Raw genomic sequence first — 18122 nt, 5'->3', positions numbered from 1 at the left:
ATATTTTTCCGGATTTTCGACCTATTTGATCATCTGTGAGGCAAAGTGACCCGATCCCGCGCCTGTGCCGGCTCCGGGCCAGCTTGCCGCTCCGATCAGTGACAGCCCTTTGATCGGGGTGTGTCCATCGGCAAAGCCTGCAACGGGGCGAAACAGGAAGTTCTGAGTCAGGTGATGCGAGCCGCAGACCTGATCGCCGCCGACGAGATTGGGGTTCTCCGTTTCCAGATCGAGGGGCGAGACCACATGGCGGGCGAGAATGTGGCTACGGAAACCGGGGGCCTGTTCCTCGATCAGATCGAGCACACGCTCGGCCATGGCTTCTTTCGCTTCGTCCCAGTTTTTCGCGGAAATTTCGCCTTTTGCATCGCCTTTGATCTCTGCGGGCAGGACGCGCGCCTGCACCCAGAGCGTGTGCTTGCCCTCGGGCGCACGGGTCGGGTCGAAGAGCGAGGGTTGTCCGACGACCAGCAGCGGCGTTTCCGGCAAAAGCCCGGCCATCGCCTGCGTATAGGTTGCGGCGGCCGTGTCGATGGAACGTCCGATATGGACATAAGCATAGTCCTGGAGCGCCTCCGCGATCCACGGCACCGGCGCATCGAGCGCCAGATGCACCATCATCGTTCCCGGCGCGTGGCGGAATTTGGCGAGGCCCTGATCGTAACGCGCATTGCCGGAAGAGCCACCGATCAGTCGCAGCAGGTGTTTCGGCGCGAGGGAGGCGATAATGGTTGAGGTTTCAATCTTTTCATCCTTTGCGATCACCCCCGTAACCTGACCGTCTGCGTGCAGGATCTCGGTCACCTCGGTATCGCAGTCGATCCGCCCGCCATGGGCCTCGATCATCGACACAAGTGCCCGCGTTGCCACATCCGCGCCGCCCTTGCCGATCACCATACCCATGGCTTGTCCGGCCATGCCTTCGAGATAAGGAAAAATCGCGCCGCCCGCGATGTCCGGGGCAAAGTCGATGTGCAGGCCCCATGTCGAAAGCGCGGTGCGCAGGCGCAGGTCTTCGAACGTGTCTTCCAACCATGCGCGCGGCGAGGTGAGCAGGAAACGCATGGTCTCAAGCATTTTCGCTGTGCCGATCTGCCGCCACGTCTTCCAGAGGAATTTCAACAGCGGCCCACGTCGCATCGGTGTGCCGAGAAGCCCGCCGATCACCGCCGCCTGTGCGGGGAAATCCGACATCATCTGCTTCCACGTCGTCTTGTCGGTCTCGGAATGGAAGGTGGCGAGGGTTTCCTCCAGATCGGTCGAGACGCCAAGGTAATCGCCCGGCTCCATCGCCTGCGCGAAGGGGCGGGGGATGGGAACGAATTCCATGCCGTGTTTCGCCATCTCGTCGCCATGGGCGGCCATGAAGGCGGAGCCTGCGAACATCGACAGGTTCATCGCAGCTATGTCATGGCGAAAGCCGGGAAGCGTCAGCTCTTCGGTCCGCACCGCACCGCCGGGGGTCGGGCCGCGTTCCAGAATACGAACCTTCTTGCCGCGCACCGCCAGCTCGGCGGCGGCGACAAGTCCGTTGATCCCGGCTCCGATCAGGACGATTTCATCCATGATTCACCCCGCAAAGCTCTTGATCGTGGCAAGCGCTCCATCGAGCGCCGTGCCCTTTTCATCTTCGAGTGCAGCCGTGCGCAGGCGGCGCATCCAGTCGGCGGCGTCTTGGCGGCCTTTGAGCATGTCGAGCGCGCCCATGACGCGGGAGAATTTCGAAAGCCCGCGTGCGTGGGTATCGGAATACCCCTTGATCAGCCGGTAATTGGCGAGAACCTCGGTGGCCAGCGCCCGGTCGGTTTTGGCCACGTCTTTCACAGTCGCGAACCACCGATCCACATGGGCCATTTCGCTTTCATGGCGCAGGAGGCGGCGGCGCATCGGGCGCAGGGAGGAGACGAGCCAGAGCATCAGGAAGCCGCGCAAAGAGTCGGTGCGGATGCGGCGGCCCTTGTCAAACCGCTTGCTGTACCACGCCTCGAAGCCCTTTTTGCTCTGCACCCATTTGCCCAAGCCCTTCGGTAGCGTGGTGGTGAATTCTTCGAAGCGCGGGTGGAAATATTCGGTGAGCATGAGGACCTGATCGTCCTTCACCACGACCTCATCCTTGACGCGCTCGAACCGGCTCGCACGGGTCTTGATGTCGGCGACGCGCAGGATGTCGTCATAACAGAGTGCGCGGGCGATATATTTTGCGGCACTGACGCTCATCTCATAGGGGGCGGCATCCAGCGCCACGATCTCGTCCAGCATATCGAGGAACTGTGCGCCGTAGTCCACGTCCTGATAATCCACGACCTTCCGGAGACCGAGACCGGCCATCTCCTGCACCTCGGCGGGCAGGGCGGTCAGGCGCTTTTCAAGTGCGGTCCATTTGGTTTTGAGCTTGTTGGGCACATTGAGTACCGGGACGGGCTTGACCGGGGTCTCTTCGAAAACCGGCGCGGGTTTGTTGCCCTTTGCGATTTCATAAGCCTCACCAAAGGCCCGCAGAGAGGCCTCGACACCCCGACCCGATTTGCGGATGACCTTTTCATAGCTTTCGCGGGGGAAAGGCAATGCGCCGGAGCCTGCGAGAGCGCCCAGAAGCGACGAGGAAATCACCGATCCCGCCTGTTTCGCGACGGTTTCCATATCGAACGCCACAACATGATCGGCGGCGATGTCCATGGCGGCGATCACCTCCGGCCCGTTGGCGCGTCCGTCGCCGGGGGCGATTTTCTCCGACACGGCGGGGATACGGTGGGTGGAGGCGATGAGCGTGGTACGACCGGGGGTCACAAACCCGCGCATGATGGCGCGCCCGCCTTCCATCAGCTCGGAGGCCATGAGAATGTCCACATCGCCCACGGCGGGCGAGAGCGCGAAGACCGGCTGGCGGCCCGTATCGCGGCACATCTCGACGTAATAGATCGTGGCACCGGTGCGCTGCGCCACGCCCGCGACCGAGGTGGATTGCGCGTTATAGCCGTTCAATTCGGCGACATCGACGATCCAGTTGGTGAGAACGCCACCACCCTGACCGCCGACAGCAAGGGCCGCGAGTGTGATGACCTTTTCCCCGTCGGGACCGGGAGAGCGGCGGGCGATGATGGGTTTGGCTTGCATGTTCATGGTATGTGTCCTCAGGCAAAGGCCACGCGTTTCGCGTCGCGGCGGCTTTGCAGCCAGGAGATGATTTTCGAGGCGCGCGCGGCGCGGCGTTTCTCTGTCGCGGTCGGGTTGGTGACGACCTCTGCCTGATAGAACGACGGGCAGAGCACGGCGGCATCCGCCACTTCGCCACAGTTGCCACAGCCGACACAGGTCTGGTCGATCGCCGCCACCGGATCGTCGCGCAGGGGATCGCCGGTGTCCTTCACCGACAGGGACGGACAACCCGAAAGCCGCATACAGGCGTGATCGCCGGTGCAGACATCTTCATCGACACCGAAACGCGGCTTGACGACGCGCTTGCCTTCCTTGGCGGCCTTGGCCATCTCCGGCTTCACCCGGCGCTGTTTGTTCAACATGCATTCGGAAGAGGCGACGATGACTTTCGGGCCTTCCTCCTCGGTGGTCAGCGCCTCTTTCAACGTGTCGCGCATTTTGGTCACGTCATAGGTGCGATCCACCTGACGCACCCATTTCACGCCCATGCCCTTGCAGGCCTCGACAATGGAGTTCTGCGTCTGTTTCGTTTTGTTGACGGCGCGGGACGACAGGATGTCCTGCCCCCCGGTCGCGGACGAGTAGAAGTTGTCGACGATGACGATCACGTTGTCGGATTTATTGAACACCGCGTTGCCGACCGAACTGGTCAAACCGTTGTGCCAGAACCCGCCATCGCCCACGAAAGAGATCGAACGACGGCCCTTCTTGTTCTCGTTGTGAAACGCGGCGGCGGAGGCGGGGCCGAGGCCGTAGCCCATGGTCGTCGCACCAATGTCAAAGGGCGGCATGATCGAAAACAGGTGACAACCGATGTCGGAGGAAATGTGGTGCTCGCCCAACTCTTCCTCCACCAGTTTCGTGGCGGCAAAAATGGGTCGTTCCGGGCAGCCGGTGCAGAACCCCGGCGGACGCCCCGGCAGGGTTTTCGACAGATCGGGGATCGCGACGGGCTCTTCGTTGGTGGCGGTTTTCGCCACCGGCAGCATTGAGGGCGCGTATTGCGCGAAGAAGGCCCCGAGGCTGTCGACCATCACCTGACCGGTGTATTCGCCGCCCATCGGCAGGATGCCCTTGCCTTCGAGCTTCACGGTTTTGCCGCGCTTGTAGAGCATGGTGGCGATCTGTTGTTCGATGTAATTCGGGTGGCCTTCCTCGATCACCAGAACCGCGTCCTTGCCCTCGCAGAAGTCCATGATCTGCTCATCCACCAGCGGGTAAATGCAGTTCAGCACCAGCATGTCGACGTCCGTGTCGCCATAGAGATCGGCGAGGTCGAGCCGGTTAAGCGCCCGGATCACCGTGTTGTAGCTGCCACCCTGAAGTATCAGACCGACCTTGGCGTCTTCCTTGCCGAAGCGCTCGTTGATCTCGCGCTCCATGATGAACTTCTGCGCGGCGGGCAGGCGTTTGGTGAGCTTTTCCTGTTCGTGCAGGTAGGTCGCGGGCGGCAGGACGATGCGGTTGAGATCGCGGCGCGGGTTCTCCAATGCGTCCGAGACGGTCATCGCGGGGCGCTTGTTGTCCTTCGCGGTGAAATGGCCGTGGACGTGGCAGGACCGGATGCCGACCTGCAACATCACCGGCGTGTTCGAGGCTTCCGAGAGGTCGAAACCGTCGCCCACCGCCTTGGTGATTCGCGGAAGGTTCGGGCGCGGGTCGAGCATCCAGACCTGCGATTTCATCGCGAAAGCATAGGTGCGTTCCTGCATGATCGAGGAGCCTTCGCCGAAATCCTCGCCGACGATGATGAGCGCGCCGCCGGTGACGCCGCCCGAGGCGAGGTTGGACAAAGCATCGGAGGCGACGTTGGTCCCCACGACGGATTTATAGGTCACGGCGCCGCGGATCGGGTAATGCACCGAGGCCGCGAGCATGGCGGTGGCGGTGGCCTCGTTGGCGGAGGCCTCGAAATGGACGCCCAGCTCGCCGAGGATTTCCTGTGCATCCGCCAGAACGTCCATCAGGTGCGAGATCGGCGAGCCCTGATAGCCGCCGACATAGCCGACACCGTTTTCGAGCAATGCCTTGGTGATGCCGAGGATGCCTTCGCCTGTGAAGACCTCCCCGTTACCTTTCTTGAGTTTCTGGACTTCCTTGGCGAAGGATCTTTCGGCCATCGGTGGTCTCCTTGATGGGTTTGCCTGTGTCACAGGCGGTGGTGCGTTTGCCCTTGCGTGGGCTTTTGTCTTTAAAAATCGTGGTGACGGATGTCGTGCAGTACCCGCGACAGCATGTGTTTGAGTGTCTCGCGTTCCTCTTCCGAGAGGGCGGCGAGCATCGTGTCGCGCATGTGTTCCATCGCGGGCCAGGCAGCCTGATAGGCGGCTTTCCCCGTTTGGGTCAGGTGGATCTTGCGGATACGACTGTCGTTCTCCCCGGCCTCACGGCGGATCAGCCCGGCCGCCTCCATCGCATCCAGTGTGCGTGAGAGCGTCGATTGCTTGATCACCGTCATCACGGAAAGCTCGTTGATCGTACAAGGACCGCCCTCGGCCAGAACGGCGAGCGCCCGCATTTGGGCGACCGACACGCCAACCTCTTTCAAAGCCGCCTCGACGCCCTTGTTGTAGCGCGCCATGATGCGGTTCATCAGGTAGGGGGTGAACTCCTCAAGCTCCTCGGGCCGGTCGATCATGCGCCCAGCTCCTTTGCGGTCAGGAAACCCGATCCGCCCGAAAGACCCGGTCCCGGATGGGTCGAGGCGCCGATGTGATAGAGGTTCTTCACGCCTGTGTCGTGGCGCTTGCTGCCGGCAAACGGTCGCCACAGGAAGAACTGTTCGAGGTTGCAGGCTCCACCATAAGGATCGCCGCCGACAAGGTTCATATTGTAGCCTTCGAGATCGGCAGGTGACACCGCCCGGCGGGTGACGATCTGGTCGCGGAAGCCTCCGATGTGGTTTGCAAGAATGGCCTCGATCCGGTCGGCATAGGTCTCACGCAGGGCCTCGGTCCATTGGCCGTCAGCGGGCGCGTCGATCTCGCCCTTGGCATCGCCCTTGACGATGCGGGGCGCTTCGGGGAGCTGGAGCCAGAGCACCGACTGGCCCTCGGGCGCGCGGGTCGGATCGGCGGCGGAGGGTTGGCCGACGCAGATCGTCGGCACCTCGGGCAACATGCCGCGCTCGGCCTCGTTGCCCGCTTTCGATACCCCGTCCAATCCCGGCGTGATGTGCAGAAGTTGCACCCTTTCAAGCCCTTCCGTTTTCCACTTAACGGGGCCGTTCAACAGGTAATGCAGCTGGAAATCGCCCTTGCCGTAGCGGTATTTGCGCAGGTCGTTACAGCGCTCCGGCACAGGGACGAGTTTTTCATAAAGCTGGTTCGGGGTGGTCGAGGCCAGCACCTTGCCCGCTTTCACCACCTCGCCGGAGGCGAGTTTCACCCCGGTCGCGGTGCCGTTCGAGATCACGATTTCCGCCACCTCGGCCCCGGTCGTGACCGTGCCGCCGTGCTCCTCGATGATGGCGATCAGCCCGCGCACCATATTGGCCGCGCCGCCTTTCACCAGAGGTGCTCCTGCGAGTTCGAGGGCAAAGCCGATCACCTGACCCATCTGGCCGGAAAACGACGCCTCGGGACCAAGTCCCGCGTGCAGGCACCACGGTGCCCAGAGCGCGCGGTTCAGATCGGACGCAAACGAGGTCTCAAGCCAGCCGCGCATGGGCTGCAATGCGCCGCCCATGGTGGCCGCCAGCCCGTGTGGTTTGCGTTTCCACGCTTCTTTGGCGAGCAGTTTGGCGGTGGATTTCGACCACGGATCGCCGCCCATCAGTCCGAACAGCAATTCCGCGTCGGCTGCGAAGGCGTCGAGATCGGCGGCGAGTTGGTCGCCATCGCCGGGATGGGACGCATTGAAAGCCGCGACATTGGTGGCGCGATCCATTTTGTAGGTGAGCGCCCTGCCATCAGGGAGCAGGACGCCCGTGGGCGTATCGGTGGCGCAGAATTCCACGCCATGACGCGCAAGGTCCTCGCCCAAGACCCCGTGCGCCGCCCCGGTCACCCAAAGAACGAAGGTTGTGGCGAGGGGATCGTATGTGACCCCCTCGGCCAAGGTTTCGCTGCGCATACAGCCACCCGCGACGTCTTCACGTTCGAAGATCGCGACGTTCTTGCCGGATTTGGCCAGCATCGCCCCCGCAGTGAGCGCGTTGATGCCGGAGCCGATGATCGCAATGTCCGGAGTGGTTTTTGGGGCGGTCATGCGCGGCGTTCCCTTACTCTGCGATCAGCGCCAGAGCGCGCACCGGCGAGCCGGTGCCGTTCTCGATCTTGAGCGGAGCTGTGATGAAGATCGCGCCTTTGGGCGGCAGCTTGTCGAGATTGGTGAGCGAGGCGAGGCCATAGCGGTTGTTCTTGTGCAACAGGTTATGCGCCGGGTAGGGCGGTTCGAACCCACCGGCAGCTCCCGCGTCGGTGCCCACACATTGCGTACCCCAGCCGAGCGCCTTTTTCTCCATCAGGTATTCGATGCAATCGACGGACGGCCCCGGCGTGTGCGGCCCGGTCTCATTGGCATTGAGGAATTTGTCGGCATCTTCGTTATACTGATCCCAGTCGGTGCGCATCAGCACCCATTCGCCCTCCTTGATTTCGCCGTGCTCTTTTTCCCAGGCGATCAGCGCGTCCTTGGTCAAAAGGAAATCAGGGTCGGCGGCGGCCTCTTTTGAACAGTCGATGACATTGGCGGGGGCGACGAAATATTGCGGGTCGATCGTGTCCACCGCGCCGTCCGGGTAATCCTTGCCGGTGATCCAGTGATGCGGCGCGTCGTAATGCGTACCGGAGTGCTCGCCGAGTTTCAGCCAGTTCCACGCCCAGAACGGCCCCCGGTCGCCATATTCGGAGATTTTGTGAATTTCGATCGGTGGCGTGTCGTCGGCGATCTCCGGCGGCAGTTTCAGAAGCGGGGTGTTTGGGCCGAGAACGGCGGCGCAGTCGATCACCTTGATTGCGCCGGAAAGCAGGCCGGTCGCAAGCTGTGCGAGGGTGTCCTGAGTGGTCATCATGTGCTCCCTGATGGTTTGTTTTGGTCGCGTTTTGGGCTAGATGTATGCAAGCGCATGTATTTTTTACTTCAAGTCCAAAAATTAAGAAAAGAGAAATTCTCGAAATGCAAAGAGGAAAATTCTATGCATTTGCATAAATTATAGACGAAAATTTCTGTTTCTGCGCCTGCATAGTCGGTATTTTGGGTGATTTTGAAAAGGTGGAGCCCCATGTTGCGGCGACTCTCTTAAGTTTTGCATCTGGAGATTGATGAAATTCCCAGAATAAAAAAGATTGAAGTTTAAAATAAAATATGCAAGCTGGCTCATGTTGTTCCCGCACGCAGAAGGCGGGCGGGAACGAGCCACATTCCAAAGGCCACATTCCACAGGGAGGATCCCCATAATGAGCGATCAAGTCGTTCCCGTCGTCACCCGGGCCGGAGAGCTCGACGAGTCCACGTTGCAGTCGGGCGAATGCGTCCGTAAATCCGGCGTCAGCCCGCAGCACACGCCGGCCACGAAAATCTGGTTCGGCCGCGTTTCCAATGAGCCGGGCCACCGCTCTCCGCCGCATCATCATGAGGAATGCGAAACCGGGGGGTATGTGCTCAAGGGCCATGGCCGGATCTATTTCGGCGAGGATTACAAGGAATATATCGACATGTATGAGGGCGATTTCGTCTTCGTGCCGCCTTTCATGCCGCATGTCGAGGTGAACATGTCCACGACCGAAGAACTGGTCTGGTTGACCTGCCGGACGCCGGACAACCTTGTGACCAACCTGCCGGATGTGCCGGACGAGGCGCTGGAAGGCTACCGTCGGGCCTGATCATGCGGCTGGTGCGATATGGTGAGGCCGGGGCCGAAAAGCCCGGCCTGCTGGACGGGGAGGGCGCGATCCGCGATCTCTCCGCCCATCTGTCCGACATTGACGGGGCCGCTCTGGCCCCTTCGATGCTTGCAACTCTGGCCGCGCTCGACCCTGCGTCCTTGCCGAAGGTCGAGGGCAACCCGCGTTTCGGGTCTGCAATTGCACGTCCGGGAAAATTCATTTGCGTCGGTCTGAACTATGCCGATCACGCCAAGGAAACCGGCAAGGAGCCGCCTGCGGAGCCGATCCTGTTTGCCAAGGCGTCGAACGCGATCTGTGGGCCGAATGACGATGTGGAGATTCCGCGCGGTTCGGAAAAGATCGATTGGGAGGTCGAACTGGGCGTCGTCATCGGCACCCGCGCGAAATATGTGTCCGAGGCCGAAGCGCTCGACCATGTGGCGGGTTATGTTCTGGTAAATGACGTCTCCGAACGGGCGTTTCAGTCGGAGCGTGGCGGGCAATGGACCAAGGGCAAGTCGCATGACACCTTCGGCCCGGTGGGTCCGTGGCTGGCGACGAAAGATGAGATTGCCGATATCGCGAATATCGACCTCTGGCTCGACGTCGATGGTGAGCGCCGCCAGACCGGCAACACCCGCACAATGATCTTCGGTGTTGCCACGCTGGTCAGTTATATTTCGCAATTCATGACGCTGGAACCCGGTGACATCATCGCCACCGGTACGCCGCCGGGGGTTGGGCTTGGAATGAAACCGCCGGTGTTTCTCAAACCCGGTCAGGTGGTGACGCTCGGGGCCACGGGCCTCGGTGAACAAAGACAAAGGATGGTGCAGGCATGAGCGATTTCGCGAAACTCAAGGACGCAATGAGCGATCTTTCCGGCAAGACGGCACTGGTCACAGGTGCTGCGCGCGGGCAGGGTGCGGTCGAGGCCGAATTGCTCGCCACGGCGGGGGCTTCTGTGCTGATCTGCGATGTGCTGGTGGATGAGGGCGAGGCTCTGGCCACGCGCCTCGCTGCCGAAGGGCGGGATGTGAAATTCCTCAAGCTCGACGTGACCTCCGAGGCCGGATGGCTGGAGGCTCTGGCGCTGATCCGCGACTGGACCGGGCGGCTCGACATCCTCGTGAACAACGCGGGTATTATCAACCGCAAGACCATCACGGATATGTCTGTCGATGAGTGGAAGAAGGTGGTCGAAGTCAACGCGACAGGCGCCTTCATCGGTGTGAAGCTGGCCGCGCCTCTAATGGCGGAGACGGGGGGCGGTTCTATCGTGAACATCTCGTCCAACAGCGCCTTTTCCGGCCATTACGACCCGGCCTACACGGCGTCGAAATGGGCGATCCGGGGGCTGACCCGGACGGCGGCGATGGAGTTTGCCGAAGATGGCATTCGTGTCAATGCGATCTGTCCCGGTCTGATCGTCACCGATCTCAATCGCAACTCGCCACACCTCGGCCCGATGATCGGGATGACGCCGATGAGCCGCGCGGGGGAGGCCGATGAGGTGGCTCAGCTCGTGCTGTTTCTCGCCTCAGATGCGTCCGCGTTCATCACCGGCGAGGATTTCGTCATCGACGGCGGATTTACGGCTGGCGCGGGTTATCGGCGTGTGGCGAAAGAGACCGGCATTCTCTGAAGAATTGCATGAGGGTCAAAGCAAGTCTGCCCTTCGCTCCGAACGGGGTGAAGGGTATTTTGTATTTATAACAATAGATAACGCCATATAAATTAGGTATTTCTATTCGTAAAATTATGATAATAAATTTGAGTTATGAAATGATTTGCGCTGTCATGAGAGGGACAAAACAAAGGACACGCACATGACCCTTCCCGCTGCCAAGCTCCGCGAACCCGAGGTTGCTTTCGATCCGGCGACGCTCACCGAAACCCCGGAATTCAAGACGCTTCTGGCGGAGATCGCCGCGCGGCGTGAAACGTTCGAAACCCTGCGCCACATTCCGCGTGACATTGTCGATCTGATGAAAAAGGCGCGGATTTTCCGCTCCGCGACCCCCGCGAAATTCGGTGGCGACGCCATCGCGCCGCATCATTTCCTCAAGATGGTCGATGCCATCGGCACGGTAGACGGCTCGGCGGCGTGGATCGCGGCTTTTGGCTCGGCAAACACCTATACGGCGGCTCTGCCGGAAGAGGCGCAAGCGATCATGTACAAGGACAGCCCGGATCAGGTTTTCGCGGGAGGTTTGCACCCGGTGCATAAAGCCGAGCGCGTGGAGGGCGGTTGGAATGTCTCCGGGCGCTGGAAATTCGCCTCCGGCTGCATGGGGGCGGACTGGATCGGCGTCGGTATCGAGGGCGTGCCACAGGGCTCCGAGCCCGACGCGCCGCCGACCGTGATGATGGCGGTCTGCCCGGCGGATGAGGTGGAGATCATCGAGACCTGGGAGGTCTCCGGCATGCAGGGCACAGGCAGCCATGACACCACGGTCACGGACAAGTTCTATTCCGATCTCTGGATTTGCGAACGCGGCGCGCCTGGCGTGATCGACGAGCCACTCTACAGATACCCCGCCATGGCCTATCAGGCGCAGGTTCATGCCGCCTGCAACCTCGGTCTGGCGCGGGCGGCCATTGAAGCGGCGACATCCGTCTCTGGCGCGGCGAAGATCGCGGTGGGACATTCCCGGCTTTGCGACCGGCCTTATTTCCTACAGGGATTGGCGGAATGCGAGGCGAAACTGCGCGGTGCGCGGGCATTTTTCTACGATGCCGCAGAGCAGGCCTGGGACAGTCTGATGCGCGGTGATCCGGTATCGCTTGAGGAGAACAACATGCTGCGGCTGAGTGCGACCAATGCGGCGCAGCGTGGGGCCGAGGTGGTGCAGCGCTGCTATACAATCGCGGGCATGGGGGTGATTTCGAAACACAACCCGATGCAGCGCCATCTGCGCGACGCCATGGTGGTCACCCAGCACGCCGCGGTGACTGAGGTCACCATCGAGGCCGCAGGGCGGGTGCTTGCGGGGCTTGAGCCGCCGCGCGGCTATCCCTGAGGGCCTAATCGGCTTTCCATTTCGTGCCGAATGTGATCCGCTGATCTTATGACAGACCCGCGTCCGACCCGTTTCGATCTCAACCTGATCAAGGTGTTCCTGACCATCTGGGATGTGCGCAGCCTGACGGTGGCGGGCACCCGGCTCGGGTTGACGCAGCCTGCGATCTCGCACGGGTTGAAACGGCTGCGCGAGCAGTTCAACGATCCGCTGTTCCTGCGGGTGGGCAATGTGATGGAGCCGACGGAGGCCGCGACCCGGTTGCGCGAACCGTTCGAGGCGGCGCTTTCGCTTCTGGAACAGACGCTTCAGGACAGCGGCAGTTTTCGGCCCGCCACCTCAAGCCGCGGGTTTCGCATCGCGATGACCGACACGGGGGAGTTCTTTTCGCTGGCCCGCATCCTGTCCGTGCTGGAAAAGCAAGCGCCGGATGTGGAGCTGACCTCGTTTCGTGTGCCGCCCGAAGAGATGGAATCGGCGCTCCGCAGCGGTCAGGCCGATCTCGCGCTCGGCTATCTGCCCGATCTCGAACAGGCCCCGTGCCAGGGGCAGTTGCTGGTCACTGACCGTCTGGTTTGCCTGTTTCGTGAGGGACATCCGGTGCTTGCCGAGCCCCTGACCGAGGAGCGCTTCGTCCGTCTCTCGTTTCTCGATGTCAGCCGGGCGGCGACGGGCTATCAGATGGGGCGCACACTGTTACAGCAGATGGGTGTTCATTATCGGGTCAAGGCCCGGCTCGACCATTTCACCGTGGTGCCGGAGATCATACGGCGGACCGACTATGTCGCGATCTTCCCGCAATCCATTGCCGCACGGCTCGAAGGTTTCGCGACCCGCGATCTGCCTTTCGACCTGCCGTCCTACGACATCAAACTCTGGGTACATGACTCCTTCGCCGCCGATCCCGGGATCACATGGCTGCGCGGCGTGATCGTGAGCGCCCTGACCGAAGACACAAGAAGATAAGGAACGCTGACATGGCGATCACCAAAGAGCTTTTTCGCACCTCCATGGCGCTGTTTCCCGGCGCGGTGACTCTGATCACCGTGGGGGCGGGTCCGGCGCGTCGCGGGTTGACGGCCACCGCCGTCTGTTCGCTGACCGATGAGCCGCCGAGCCTTCTGATCTGTGTGAACCGCAAGGTGGAGGCCTGTGCCGAGATCACCCGCGCGGGGCAGTTCTCCGTGCAGCTTCTGGCCGAGGACGGTGACGCTCTGGCGATGCGCTTTGCCGGGGCGGGCGGCGTGCGCGGGGCTGAGAAATTCGCGGAAGGGGCATGGTCGGAGTTCGACATGGGGCTGCCGTCGCTCGACACTGCGCTGGCCTCGCTGGCCTGTACCGTGACCTCGGAGAGCGACAACGGCAGTCATCGGGTGTTCATCGGTCGCATCGAGGAGGCGCGGCTGCGACCGGAAGCGGGCAAGGCGCTGGTCTACGCCCATGCCCGGTTCCATCGCTTGCAGGAAGCCGGTTGATCAGAGCGGGGCGAAGGCCGTGTCCGTCGCCTCTGAGAGATGCATTGCGTCCGAACCTTCGATGACGAATGCCAGTCGCTTCAGCCAGTTGCGCGAGGCCTCGCGGTCGGCGGTGAAAATACCTGCGGGAATCTGAGCGGCCTCGGTCGCCGAGAGCGCGGTGCCGATCAGTGTCTCCAGACTTTCTTCGCGCTCGGGACGGGCCGAAAGATCCACGCCCAGGTCGCCGGGGCCGATGAAGGCGAGATCGAGGCCGGGTACGGCAAGGAGATCGGCAACCCGGTCCACGGCGGCGACGGTTTCGATCTGGATCGCGACCACGGTCTCGCGTGCGGCGCGGGCGATGGAGCCGGGAATGTCGCGCAGGTATTTTGCAGAGCGCGCAGGACCTGCGCCACGGCAGCCTTCGGGCGGAAAGCGGGCGGCACGGACCACGGCGGCAGCGGTTTCCGGATCGGAGACATGCGGGATCAGCACACCCGCCGCGCCGGCATCCAGTGCGGCGGCGATGTCAAAGGCTTGTGCGGAGCGGGTGCGCACGAGCGCGGGGATGCCCGCAAGGTCGCAGGCCCGGATCATATCGGTCAAGAGGTCCGGCCCGATCGGGCTGTGCTCCGTGTCGATGCAGAGGAAATCCGGCCCGGCCCCCGCGACGATCTCCACCGCCATGGGGGTGGGCAGGCCGAGGAAGATGCCGCGGAGCGGCTGGTGGTTCCTGATCTTGTCGCGCAGGCTCATGTATCCCGCTCCCGATCAAAGCCCTTGCCGGGATTGAGGATGCCTTTCGGGTCCATCAGGTCCTTGATCGCGCGCATCAGGGCAATCTCGGGTTCCGTGCGTGAATAGCTGAGGTAATCGCGTTTGATCGCGCCGATACCGTGCTCTGCCGAGACCGTACCGCCCAGCTTGCGCACCGTGTCATAGACAAAGGCCTTGATCGGGCCGTCGGGCTGGTCCTTGCCGAATTCGGGCACGTTGACAACGAGGTGCAGGTTGGAATCGCCGATGTGACCATAGGAGAGCGCGCGGGCGGAGGGGTAGAGCGCTTTGATCCCCGCTTGCAGGGTGTCGACCGCTTCGCCCATGCGCGAGATCGGAATGCCGACATCGAATGGAATGACCGGACCGAGCACGGTTTCATATTCGGCGGGGCTTTCGCGGACGGCCCAGAGCGCGCGCTCTTCCTTCACCGAATTGGCGAGCACACCGTCTTCGACAAGGTCCTCCGCAAAGGCCTGCTCGAACAGGTGTTCCATCGCGGTGCGGGTGCTCTCGGCGTCGAACCCTGTGGCTTCGATGATGATATAGGCGCCGTGTTCGCCCTCAAGCGGAGAGCCCAATCCGGTGGCTTTCGACATGTAGTGAAAGAAGCTTGGCCACATCACCTCGAAGCTCGACAGCATCGGACCGAGGGTGGATTTCGTCTTTGTGAGCAGCGCGATGACAGAGGCCGTGTCGGCACATCCGACGAAGGCGGTGGCACGCGCGGGCGGCAGCGGATGCAGGCGCAATACGCAGCGGGTGATCACGCCGAGAAGGCCCTCGGTGCCGATGAACAACTGTTTCAGATCGAGCCCCGCGTTGTTCTTCAGCATGGTGTTCATACCGTCGAGGACGGTGCCGTCGGCCAGCACGACTTCGAGGCCCAGAACATGATCGCGGGCCATGCCGTAACGGATCACGGTGTTGCCACCCGCGTTGGTGGCGAGCACGCCGCCGAGTTGGCAGGAGCCGCGCGCGCCGATGTCGATGCCGAGCATCAGGCCCTTGTCCTCGCAGGCCTTTTGTGCAGTCTCAAGGATCACGCCCGCGCCCGCCGTGAGTGTTCCTGCGGCGGTGTCGATTTCTTCGATCCGGTTGAACCGCTCAAGGCTCAGGACCACGGATCCCGCATCCGGCTGGGCCGCGCCGGAGATGCCGGTGAGACCGCCCTGGGGCACCACGGCAACGCCCTTTTCATGACAATAGGCCATGATTTGAGAGACCTCTTCGGTGGTTGAGGGACGCGCGAGAACCAGCGGAGTGACCGGGGGCAATCCGGCCCAGTCGTGGTGATATTTCGCCGGGATGTCCTCGCCCACGGTGATGACCTGCGGGCCGAAACGGTCCAGAAACGACTGTCGGATTTGCGTCGGAGTTTGCTCGGCCATCTGTCAGACCTCCTTAGGTTTGGCGATGAAGGTGCAGCGGGTCGCACCCATGGCGGCGCAGGCGGTCTCAGTCACTTCGCAAGGCGTCCCGAAAATCATGCCGGAGACCGCGCGGAGCATGCCGCGGATCGGCGCGCAGACCGGTATGTCTGAGGGGCCGAACCCCTCGGCGAAGGGTGAATTCTCGACCTCGACCGTTAGCGCCGCGCCCGTGAGCGTCAGGGTCCAGTGGCCCCAGCCGAGCTGACCGGAGGTCTCGCGGATCACATCCAGGAGCGCCTGCGCGGCCTCGGCACCCTGCGCTTTGTAAGTCTGTGCCGACTTGCCGCCGTTGACAAAAACGCTTTCGGCCATGGCCTCCATCACGGTTGGACGCAACTCGGGCGGCAGGGCGTGGAGGATGCCCATCACGGCTTCGGGCTTGATGAACATATAGCGCATGGCGCCGTCGTGATAGGTGCCAGCATCGGGGGCGTAGGAGAGGCGGTCTCGGAAACTCATCGGGAAGGTCTTTCTGAATTTGGCGCGCGCCCGCGGGGAGGAGAGCGGAAATCGCGGGCGCGCGGGGACCCGTCATCACATCAGCGACGGCAGGAAGGTGGCAAGCGTCGGGAACAGGATCACAAGGGCGATCAGCAGGAAGACACAAAGGATGTAAGGCAGGGCTGCACGGGCCACTTCAGGCAATGTCGTTCCCGGCGGACTGACCCCGTGCATGACGAAAAGCAGGAGGCCGAAGGGCGGGGTGGTGAAACTGACTTCGAGCATCAGGAGCATGATCAGGCCCCACCAGACCATGTCGAACTGGAGCGACATGGCGAGCGGGACGAAGATCGGCAGGGTGATGAGCATCATCGAGACCTGATCCATGAACATGCCGAGCACCAGAAGGATCAACGCCATGACCAGAAGCGTCTGCGTCGGCCCCATGTCGAGCGAGGTGGCCCAGCGGACCAACCCGGAGGACGCGCCGGAGAAGGCGAGAAGCTGGGCAAAGGTCGAAGAGGCTGTGATCAGCAGGAAGGTCATGCCGGTCACACGGGCGGCATCCTGAATGGCGTCGGTGACGGCCTTCCAGTCGAGGGCACGAAACAGCAGGGCCAGAACCGCAACGGCGACGATGCCGAGCGCGCCGCTTTCGGTGGGGGTGGCGACGCCGGTGAGGATCGAGCCGACCACAGCCATGACAATCACCACCATGGGCACCACGTCGCGGGCGAAAATGCCGAGGCGTTTCATCAGTGGCAGGGGAGTGTATTCGTAATTCGGCGCAGCCTCCGGATCGAGTTTCGCCTGGGCGAAGATCAGTCCGGCATAGAGGAAGGCGAGCACCACGCCGGGGAGAAGCCCGGCAATCAAAAGCGCGCCGATGTCGATACGGGCCAGAGAGCCGAAGAGCACCGCCAGGGTCGAGGGCGGGATGATCACGGCGAGACCGCCGGAGCCAAGGATCGGTCCGATGGCCATATGTTTCTTATAGCCGCGCTTCATCATCTCCGGCACCATCAGCGAGCCGAGCATGCCGGTGTTCGCCAGAGACGAGCCGGAGAGGGCGGCGAAAACCGTGCCGGAGGTGACGGTGAGATAAGACAGGCGGGCGGGCAGTCGACCGATCAGCACGTCGATCGCGTCCAGCACCCGGCGCGCGAGGCCCGAGTGGAAGAACAGCGATCCCATGACCAGAAACAGCGGCACGGGGGCGAGCGAATAGGTCGAGACCGCCATTGTGGCATTCGAGATCATCTGGTCGATGCCCCGTGCGCCTCCCATGAACAGGAAGACGCCAACGACGTTGATCAGGAAAAATCCGAGCGCGACGGGAAGGCCGATCCCCATCGACAGCATCAGCCCGCCGATCAGGATCGCAATGGAGAGGGTCCAGTCCATCATGAGCGTGTCTCCTTACAGACCGGCATGGGCTTCTGGCGGGGCGCCGTAGAAGCTTTCATGACGTGGGAAAAAGGACAGGAATTGCAGCGCGCCGAGGCCGAAGCCAAGCGGCATGGAGGCGTAGAGCATCCACATCGGCGCATCGAAGGCGCGGACCTCATAGGAGCCGTCCGTGAGCACTTCGAAGAAGGATTTGCCGCTGTGATACATGAGATAGAAGGCGATCAGGGCGGCGAGGATCTGAAGGCCCGCCTGCCAAAGGCGGCGCAGCCCTGCGGGGAGGTAGGTCAGAAGCACTTCCACGCAGACATGGCCGCGGGTGCGCACCAGCCATGGAAAGCACAGGAAGGTGATATGCAGCATGGCATATTCGACGGAGTTCACCGCCCAGATGGCGGTGGGCAGGCCGAGGTTGCGGGAGGCGACGTCATAGGTGACGACGCAAACGATCATCACGACGAGAGCGCAGGCGATCCAGAACATCAGTTTGGACAGCGCATCGAGCAGGGACAGGGCGGCGGACATGGGAGATCCTCGGGGCAGGGGCTCGGGAAAGGGGAGAGGCGCGCCCGGACAGGCGGGCGCGCGTGAGCTGTGAGG

The 18122-nt window shown here is 62.3% G+C and carries 17 protein-coding genes; 6 read left to right on the top strand and 11 right to left on the bottom strand.

What is annotated here, in order from left to right:
* Window positions 1–21: 21 nt before the first annotated feature.
* The 6 genes from C8N42_RS04310 to C8N42_RS04285 form a co-directional block, all read right to left on the bottom strand.
* Window positions 22–1566, bottom strand: a complete 1545-nt coding sequence (locus C8N42_RS04310) for a phytoene desaturase family protein (protein WP_170109198.1) — start codon at window positions 1564–1566, stop codon at window positions 22–24.
* 3 nt (window positions 1567–1569) lie between these two features.
* Window positions 1570–3120, bottom strand: a complete 1551-nt coding sequence (locus tag C8N42_RS04305; protein WP_107815308.1) for an indolepyruvate oxidoreductase subunit beta family protein — start codon at window positions 3118–3120, stop codon at window positions 1570–1572.
* A gap of 11 nt (window positions 3121–3131) precedes the next feature.
* The gene (locus tag C8N42_RS04300; protein ID WP_107815307.1) at window positions 3132–5276 is read right to left on the bottom strand and encodes a thiamine pyrophosphate-dependent enzyme; all 2145 of its coding nucleotides are present in this window, start codon (window positions 5274–5276) and stop codon (window positions 3132–3134) included.
* 71 nt (window positions 5277–5347) lie between these two features.
* Entirely contained in the window at window positions 5348–5794 is a 447-nt protein-coding gene (locus tag C8N42_RS04295; RefSeq protein ID WP_107815306.1) for a MarR family winged helix-turn-helix transcriptional regulator, read from the bottom strand.
* Window positions 5791–7365: a phytoene desaturase family protein gene (locus tag C8N42_RS04290; protein ID WP_107815305.1), complete on the bottom strand. Its 1575-nt coding sequence runs from the start codon at window positions 7363–7365 to the stop codon at window positions 5791–5793. The genes C8N42_RS04295 and C8N42_RS04290 overlap by 4 nt, the downstream gene beginning before the upstream one ends.
* A 13-nt stretch (window positions 7366–7378) precedes the next feature.
* Entirely contained in the window at window positions 7379–8167 is a 789-nt protein-coding gene (locus C8N42_RS04285) for a cyclase family protein (protein WP_107815385.1), read from the bottom strand.
* 388 nt (window positions 8168–8555) lie between these two features.
* Between C8N42_RS04285 and C8N42_RS04280 the strand changes: the two genes are divergently transcribed.
* The 6 genes from C8N42_RS04280 (at window position 8556) to C8N42_RS04255 (ending at window position 13482) form a co-directional block, all read left to right on the top strand.
* Window positions 8556–8981, top strand: a complete 426-nt coding sequence (locus C8N42_RS04280) for a cupin domain-containing protein (protein WP_107815304.1) — start codon at window positions 8556–8558, stop codon at window positions 8979–8981.
* Window positions 8982–8983: 2 nt separating this feature from the next.
* Window positions 8984–9826 (top strand): fumarylacetoacetate hydrolase family protein, encoded by an 843-nt coding sequence (locus C8N42_RS04275; RefSeq protein WP_107815303.1) that lies wholly within the window; start codon window positions 8984–8986, stop codon window positions 9824–9826.
* The gene (locus C8N42_RS04270) at window positions 9823–10629 is read left to right on the top strand and encodes an SDR family NAD(P)-dependent oxidoreductase (protein ID WP_107815302.1); all 807 of its coding nucleotides are present in this window, start codon (window positions 9823–9825) and stop codon (window positions 10627–10629) included. The genes C8N42_RS04275 and C8N42_RS04270 overlap by 4 nt, the downstream gene beginning before the upstream one ends.
* Before the next feature lie 184 nt (window positions 10630–10813).
* The gene (locus tag C8N42_RS04265) at window positions 10814–12007 is read left to right on the top strand and encodes an acyl-CoA dehydrogenase family protein (RefSeq protein WP_107815301.1); all 1194 of its coding nucleotides are present in this window, start codon (window positions 10814–10816) and stop codon (window positions 12005–12007) included.
* A 48-nt stretch (window positions 12008–12055) separates the two neighbouring features.
* Window positions 12056–12973: a LysR family transcriptional regulator gene (locus C8N42_RS04260; RefSeq protein ID WP_107815300.1), complete on the top strand. Its 918-nt coding sequence runs from the start codon at window positions 12056–12058 to the stop codon at window positions 12971–12973.
* 11 nt (window positions 12974–12984) lie between these two features.
* Window positions 12985–13482, top strand: a complete 498-nt coding sequence (locus tag C8N42_RS04255) for a flavin reductase family protein (protein WP_170109197.1) — start codon at window positions 12985–12987, stop codon at window positions 13480–13482.
* Here the strand turns inward: C8N42_RS04255 and C8N42_RS04250 are convergent, their stop codons facing one another.
* The 5 genes from C8N42_RS04250 to C8N42_RS04230 form a co-directional block, all read right to left on the bottom strand.
* Complete coding sequence (locus C8N42_RS04250) at window positions 13483–14220, bottom strand: HpcH/HpaI aldolase family protein (RefSeq protein WP_107815298.1); 738 nt, start codon at window positions 14218–14220, stop codon at window positions 13483–13485.
* Window positions 14217–15632 (bottom strand): FAD-binding oxidoreductase, encoded by a 1416-nt coding sequence (locus C8N42_RS04245; RefSeq protein ID WP_107815297.1) that lies wholly within the window; start codon window positions 15630–15632, stop codon window positions 14217–14219. Before C8N42_RS04245 ends, C8N42_RS04250 begins: the two co-directional genes overlap by 4 nt.
* Window positions 15633–15635: 3 nt before the next feature.
* Window positions 15636–16133 carry a V4R domain-containing protein gene (locus tag C8N42_RS04240; protein WP_107815296.1) on the bottom strand — a complete coding sequence of 166 codons (498 nt, stop codon included), beginning with the start codon at window positions 16131–16133 and terminating at the stop codon, window positions 15636–15638.
* A gap of 75 nt (window positions 16134–16208) precedes the next feature.
* Window positions 16209–17522 (bottom strand): TRAP transporter large permease, encoded by a 1314-nt coding sequence (locus tag C8N42_RS04235; RefSeq protein ID WP_342747963.1) that lies wholly within the window; start codon window positions 17520–17522, stop codon window positions 16209–16211.
* 12 nt (window positions 17523–17534) lie between these two features.
* Window positions 17535–18047: a TRAP transporter small permease gene (locus C8N42_RS04230; protein ID WP_170109196.1), complete on the bottom strand. Its 513-nt coding sequence runs from the start codon at window positions 18045–18047 to the stop codon at window positions 17535–17537.
* Between the last annotated feature and the right edge of the window lie 75 nt (window positions 18048–18122).

Source organism: Celeribacter persicus (assembly GCF_003050785.1).
GTDB classification, from domain to species: Bacteria; Pseudomonadota; Alphaproteobacteria; order Rhodobacterales; family Rhodobacteraceae; genus Celeribacter; species Celeribacter persicus.
This window is presented reverse-complemented; position numbering and strand designations above follow the sequence as displayed.

Bases quoted from the DNA above. Each gene is read 5' to 3' on its own strand.
- C8N42_RS04310 (WP_170109198.1), bottom strand. From the start codon at position 1,566: ATGGATGAAATCGTCCTGATCGGAGCCGGGATCAACGGACTTGTCGCC.
- C8N42_RS04305 (WP_107815308.1), bottom strand. From the start codon at position 3,120: ATGAACATGCAAGCCAAACCCATCATCGCCCGCCGCTCTCCCGGTCCC.
- C8N42_RS04300 (WP_107815307.1), bottom strand. From the start codon at position 5,276: ATGGCCGAAAGATCCTTCGCCAAGGAAGTCCAGAAACTCAAGAAAGGT.
- C8N42_RS04295 (WP_107815306.1), bottom strand. From the start codon at position 5,794: ATGATCGACCGGCCCGAGGAGCTTGAGGAGTTCACCCCCTACCTGATG.
- C8N42_RS04290 (WP_107815305.1), bottom strand. From the start codon at position 7,365: ATGACCGCCCCAAAAACCACTCCGGACATTGCGATCATCGGCTCCGGC.
- C8N42_RS04285 (WP_107815385.1), bottom strand. From the start codon at position 8,167: ATGACCACTCAGGACACCCTCGCACAGCTTGCGACCGGCCTGCTTTCC.
- C8N42_RS04280 (WP_107815304.1), top strand. From the start codon at position 8,556: ATGAGCGATCAAGTCGTTCCCGTCGTCACCCGGGCCGGAGAGCTCGAC.
- C8N42_RS04275 (WP_107815303.1), top strand. From the start codon at position 8,984: ATGCGGCTGGTGCGATATGGTGAGGCCGGGGCCGAAAAGCCCGGCCTG.
- C8N42_RS04270 (WP_107815302.1), top strand. From the start codon at position 9,823: ATGAGCGATTTCGCGAAACTCAAGGACGCAATGAGCGATCTTTCCGGC.
- C8N42_RS04265 (WP_107815301.1), top strand. From the start codon at position 10,814: ATGACCCTTCCCGCTGCCAAGCTCCGCGAACCCGAGGTTGCTTTCGAT.
- C8N42_RS04260 (WP_107815300.1), top strand. From the start codon at position 12,056: ATGACAGACCCGCGTCCGACCCGTTTCGATCTCAACCTGATCAAGGTG.
- C8N42_RS04255 (WP_170109197.1), top strand. From the start codon at position 12,985: ATGGCGATCACCAAAGAGCTTTTTCGCACCTCCATGGCGCTGTTTCCC.
- C8N42_RS04250 (WP_107815298.1), bottom strand. From the start codon at position 14,220: ATGAGCCTGCGCGACAAGATCAGGAACCACCAGCCGCTCCGCGGCATC.
- C8N42_RS04245 (WP_107815297.1), bottom strand. From the start codon at position 15,632: ATGGCCGAGCAAACTCCGACGCAAATCCGACAGTCGTTTCTGGACCGT.
- C8N42_RS04240 (WP_107815296.1), bottom strand. From the start codon at position 16,133: ATGAGTTTCCGAGACCGCCTCTCCTACGCCCCCGATGCTGGCACCTAT.
- C8N42_RS04235 (WP_342747963.1), bottom strand. From the start codon at position 17,522: ATGATGGACTGGACCCTCTCCATTGCGATCCTGATCGGCGGGCTGATG.
- C8N42_RS04230 (WP_170109196.1), bottom strand. From the start codon at position 18,047: ATGTCCGCCGCCCTGTCCCTGCTCGATGCGCTGTCCAAACTGATGTTC.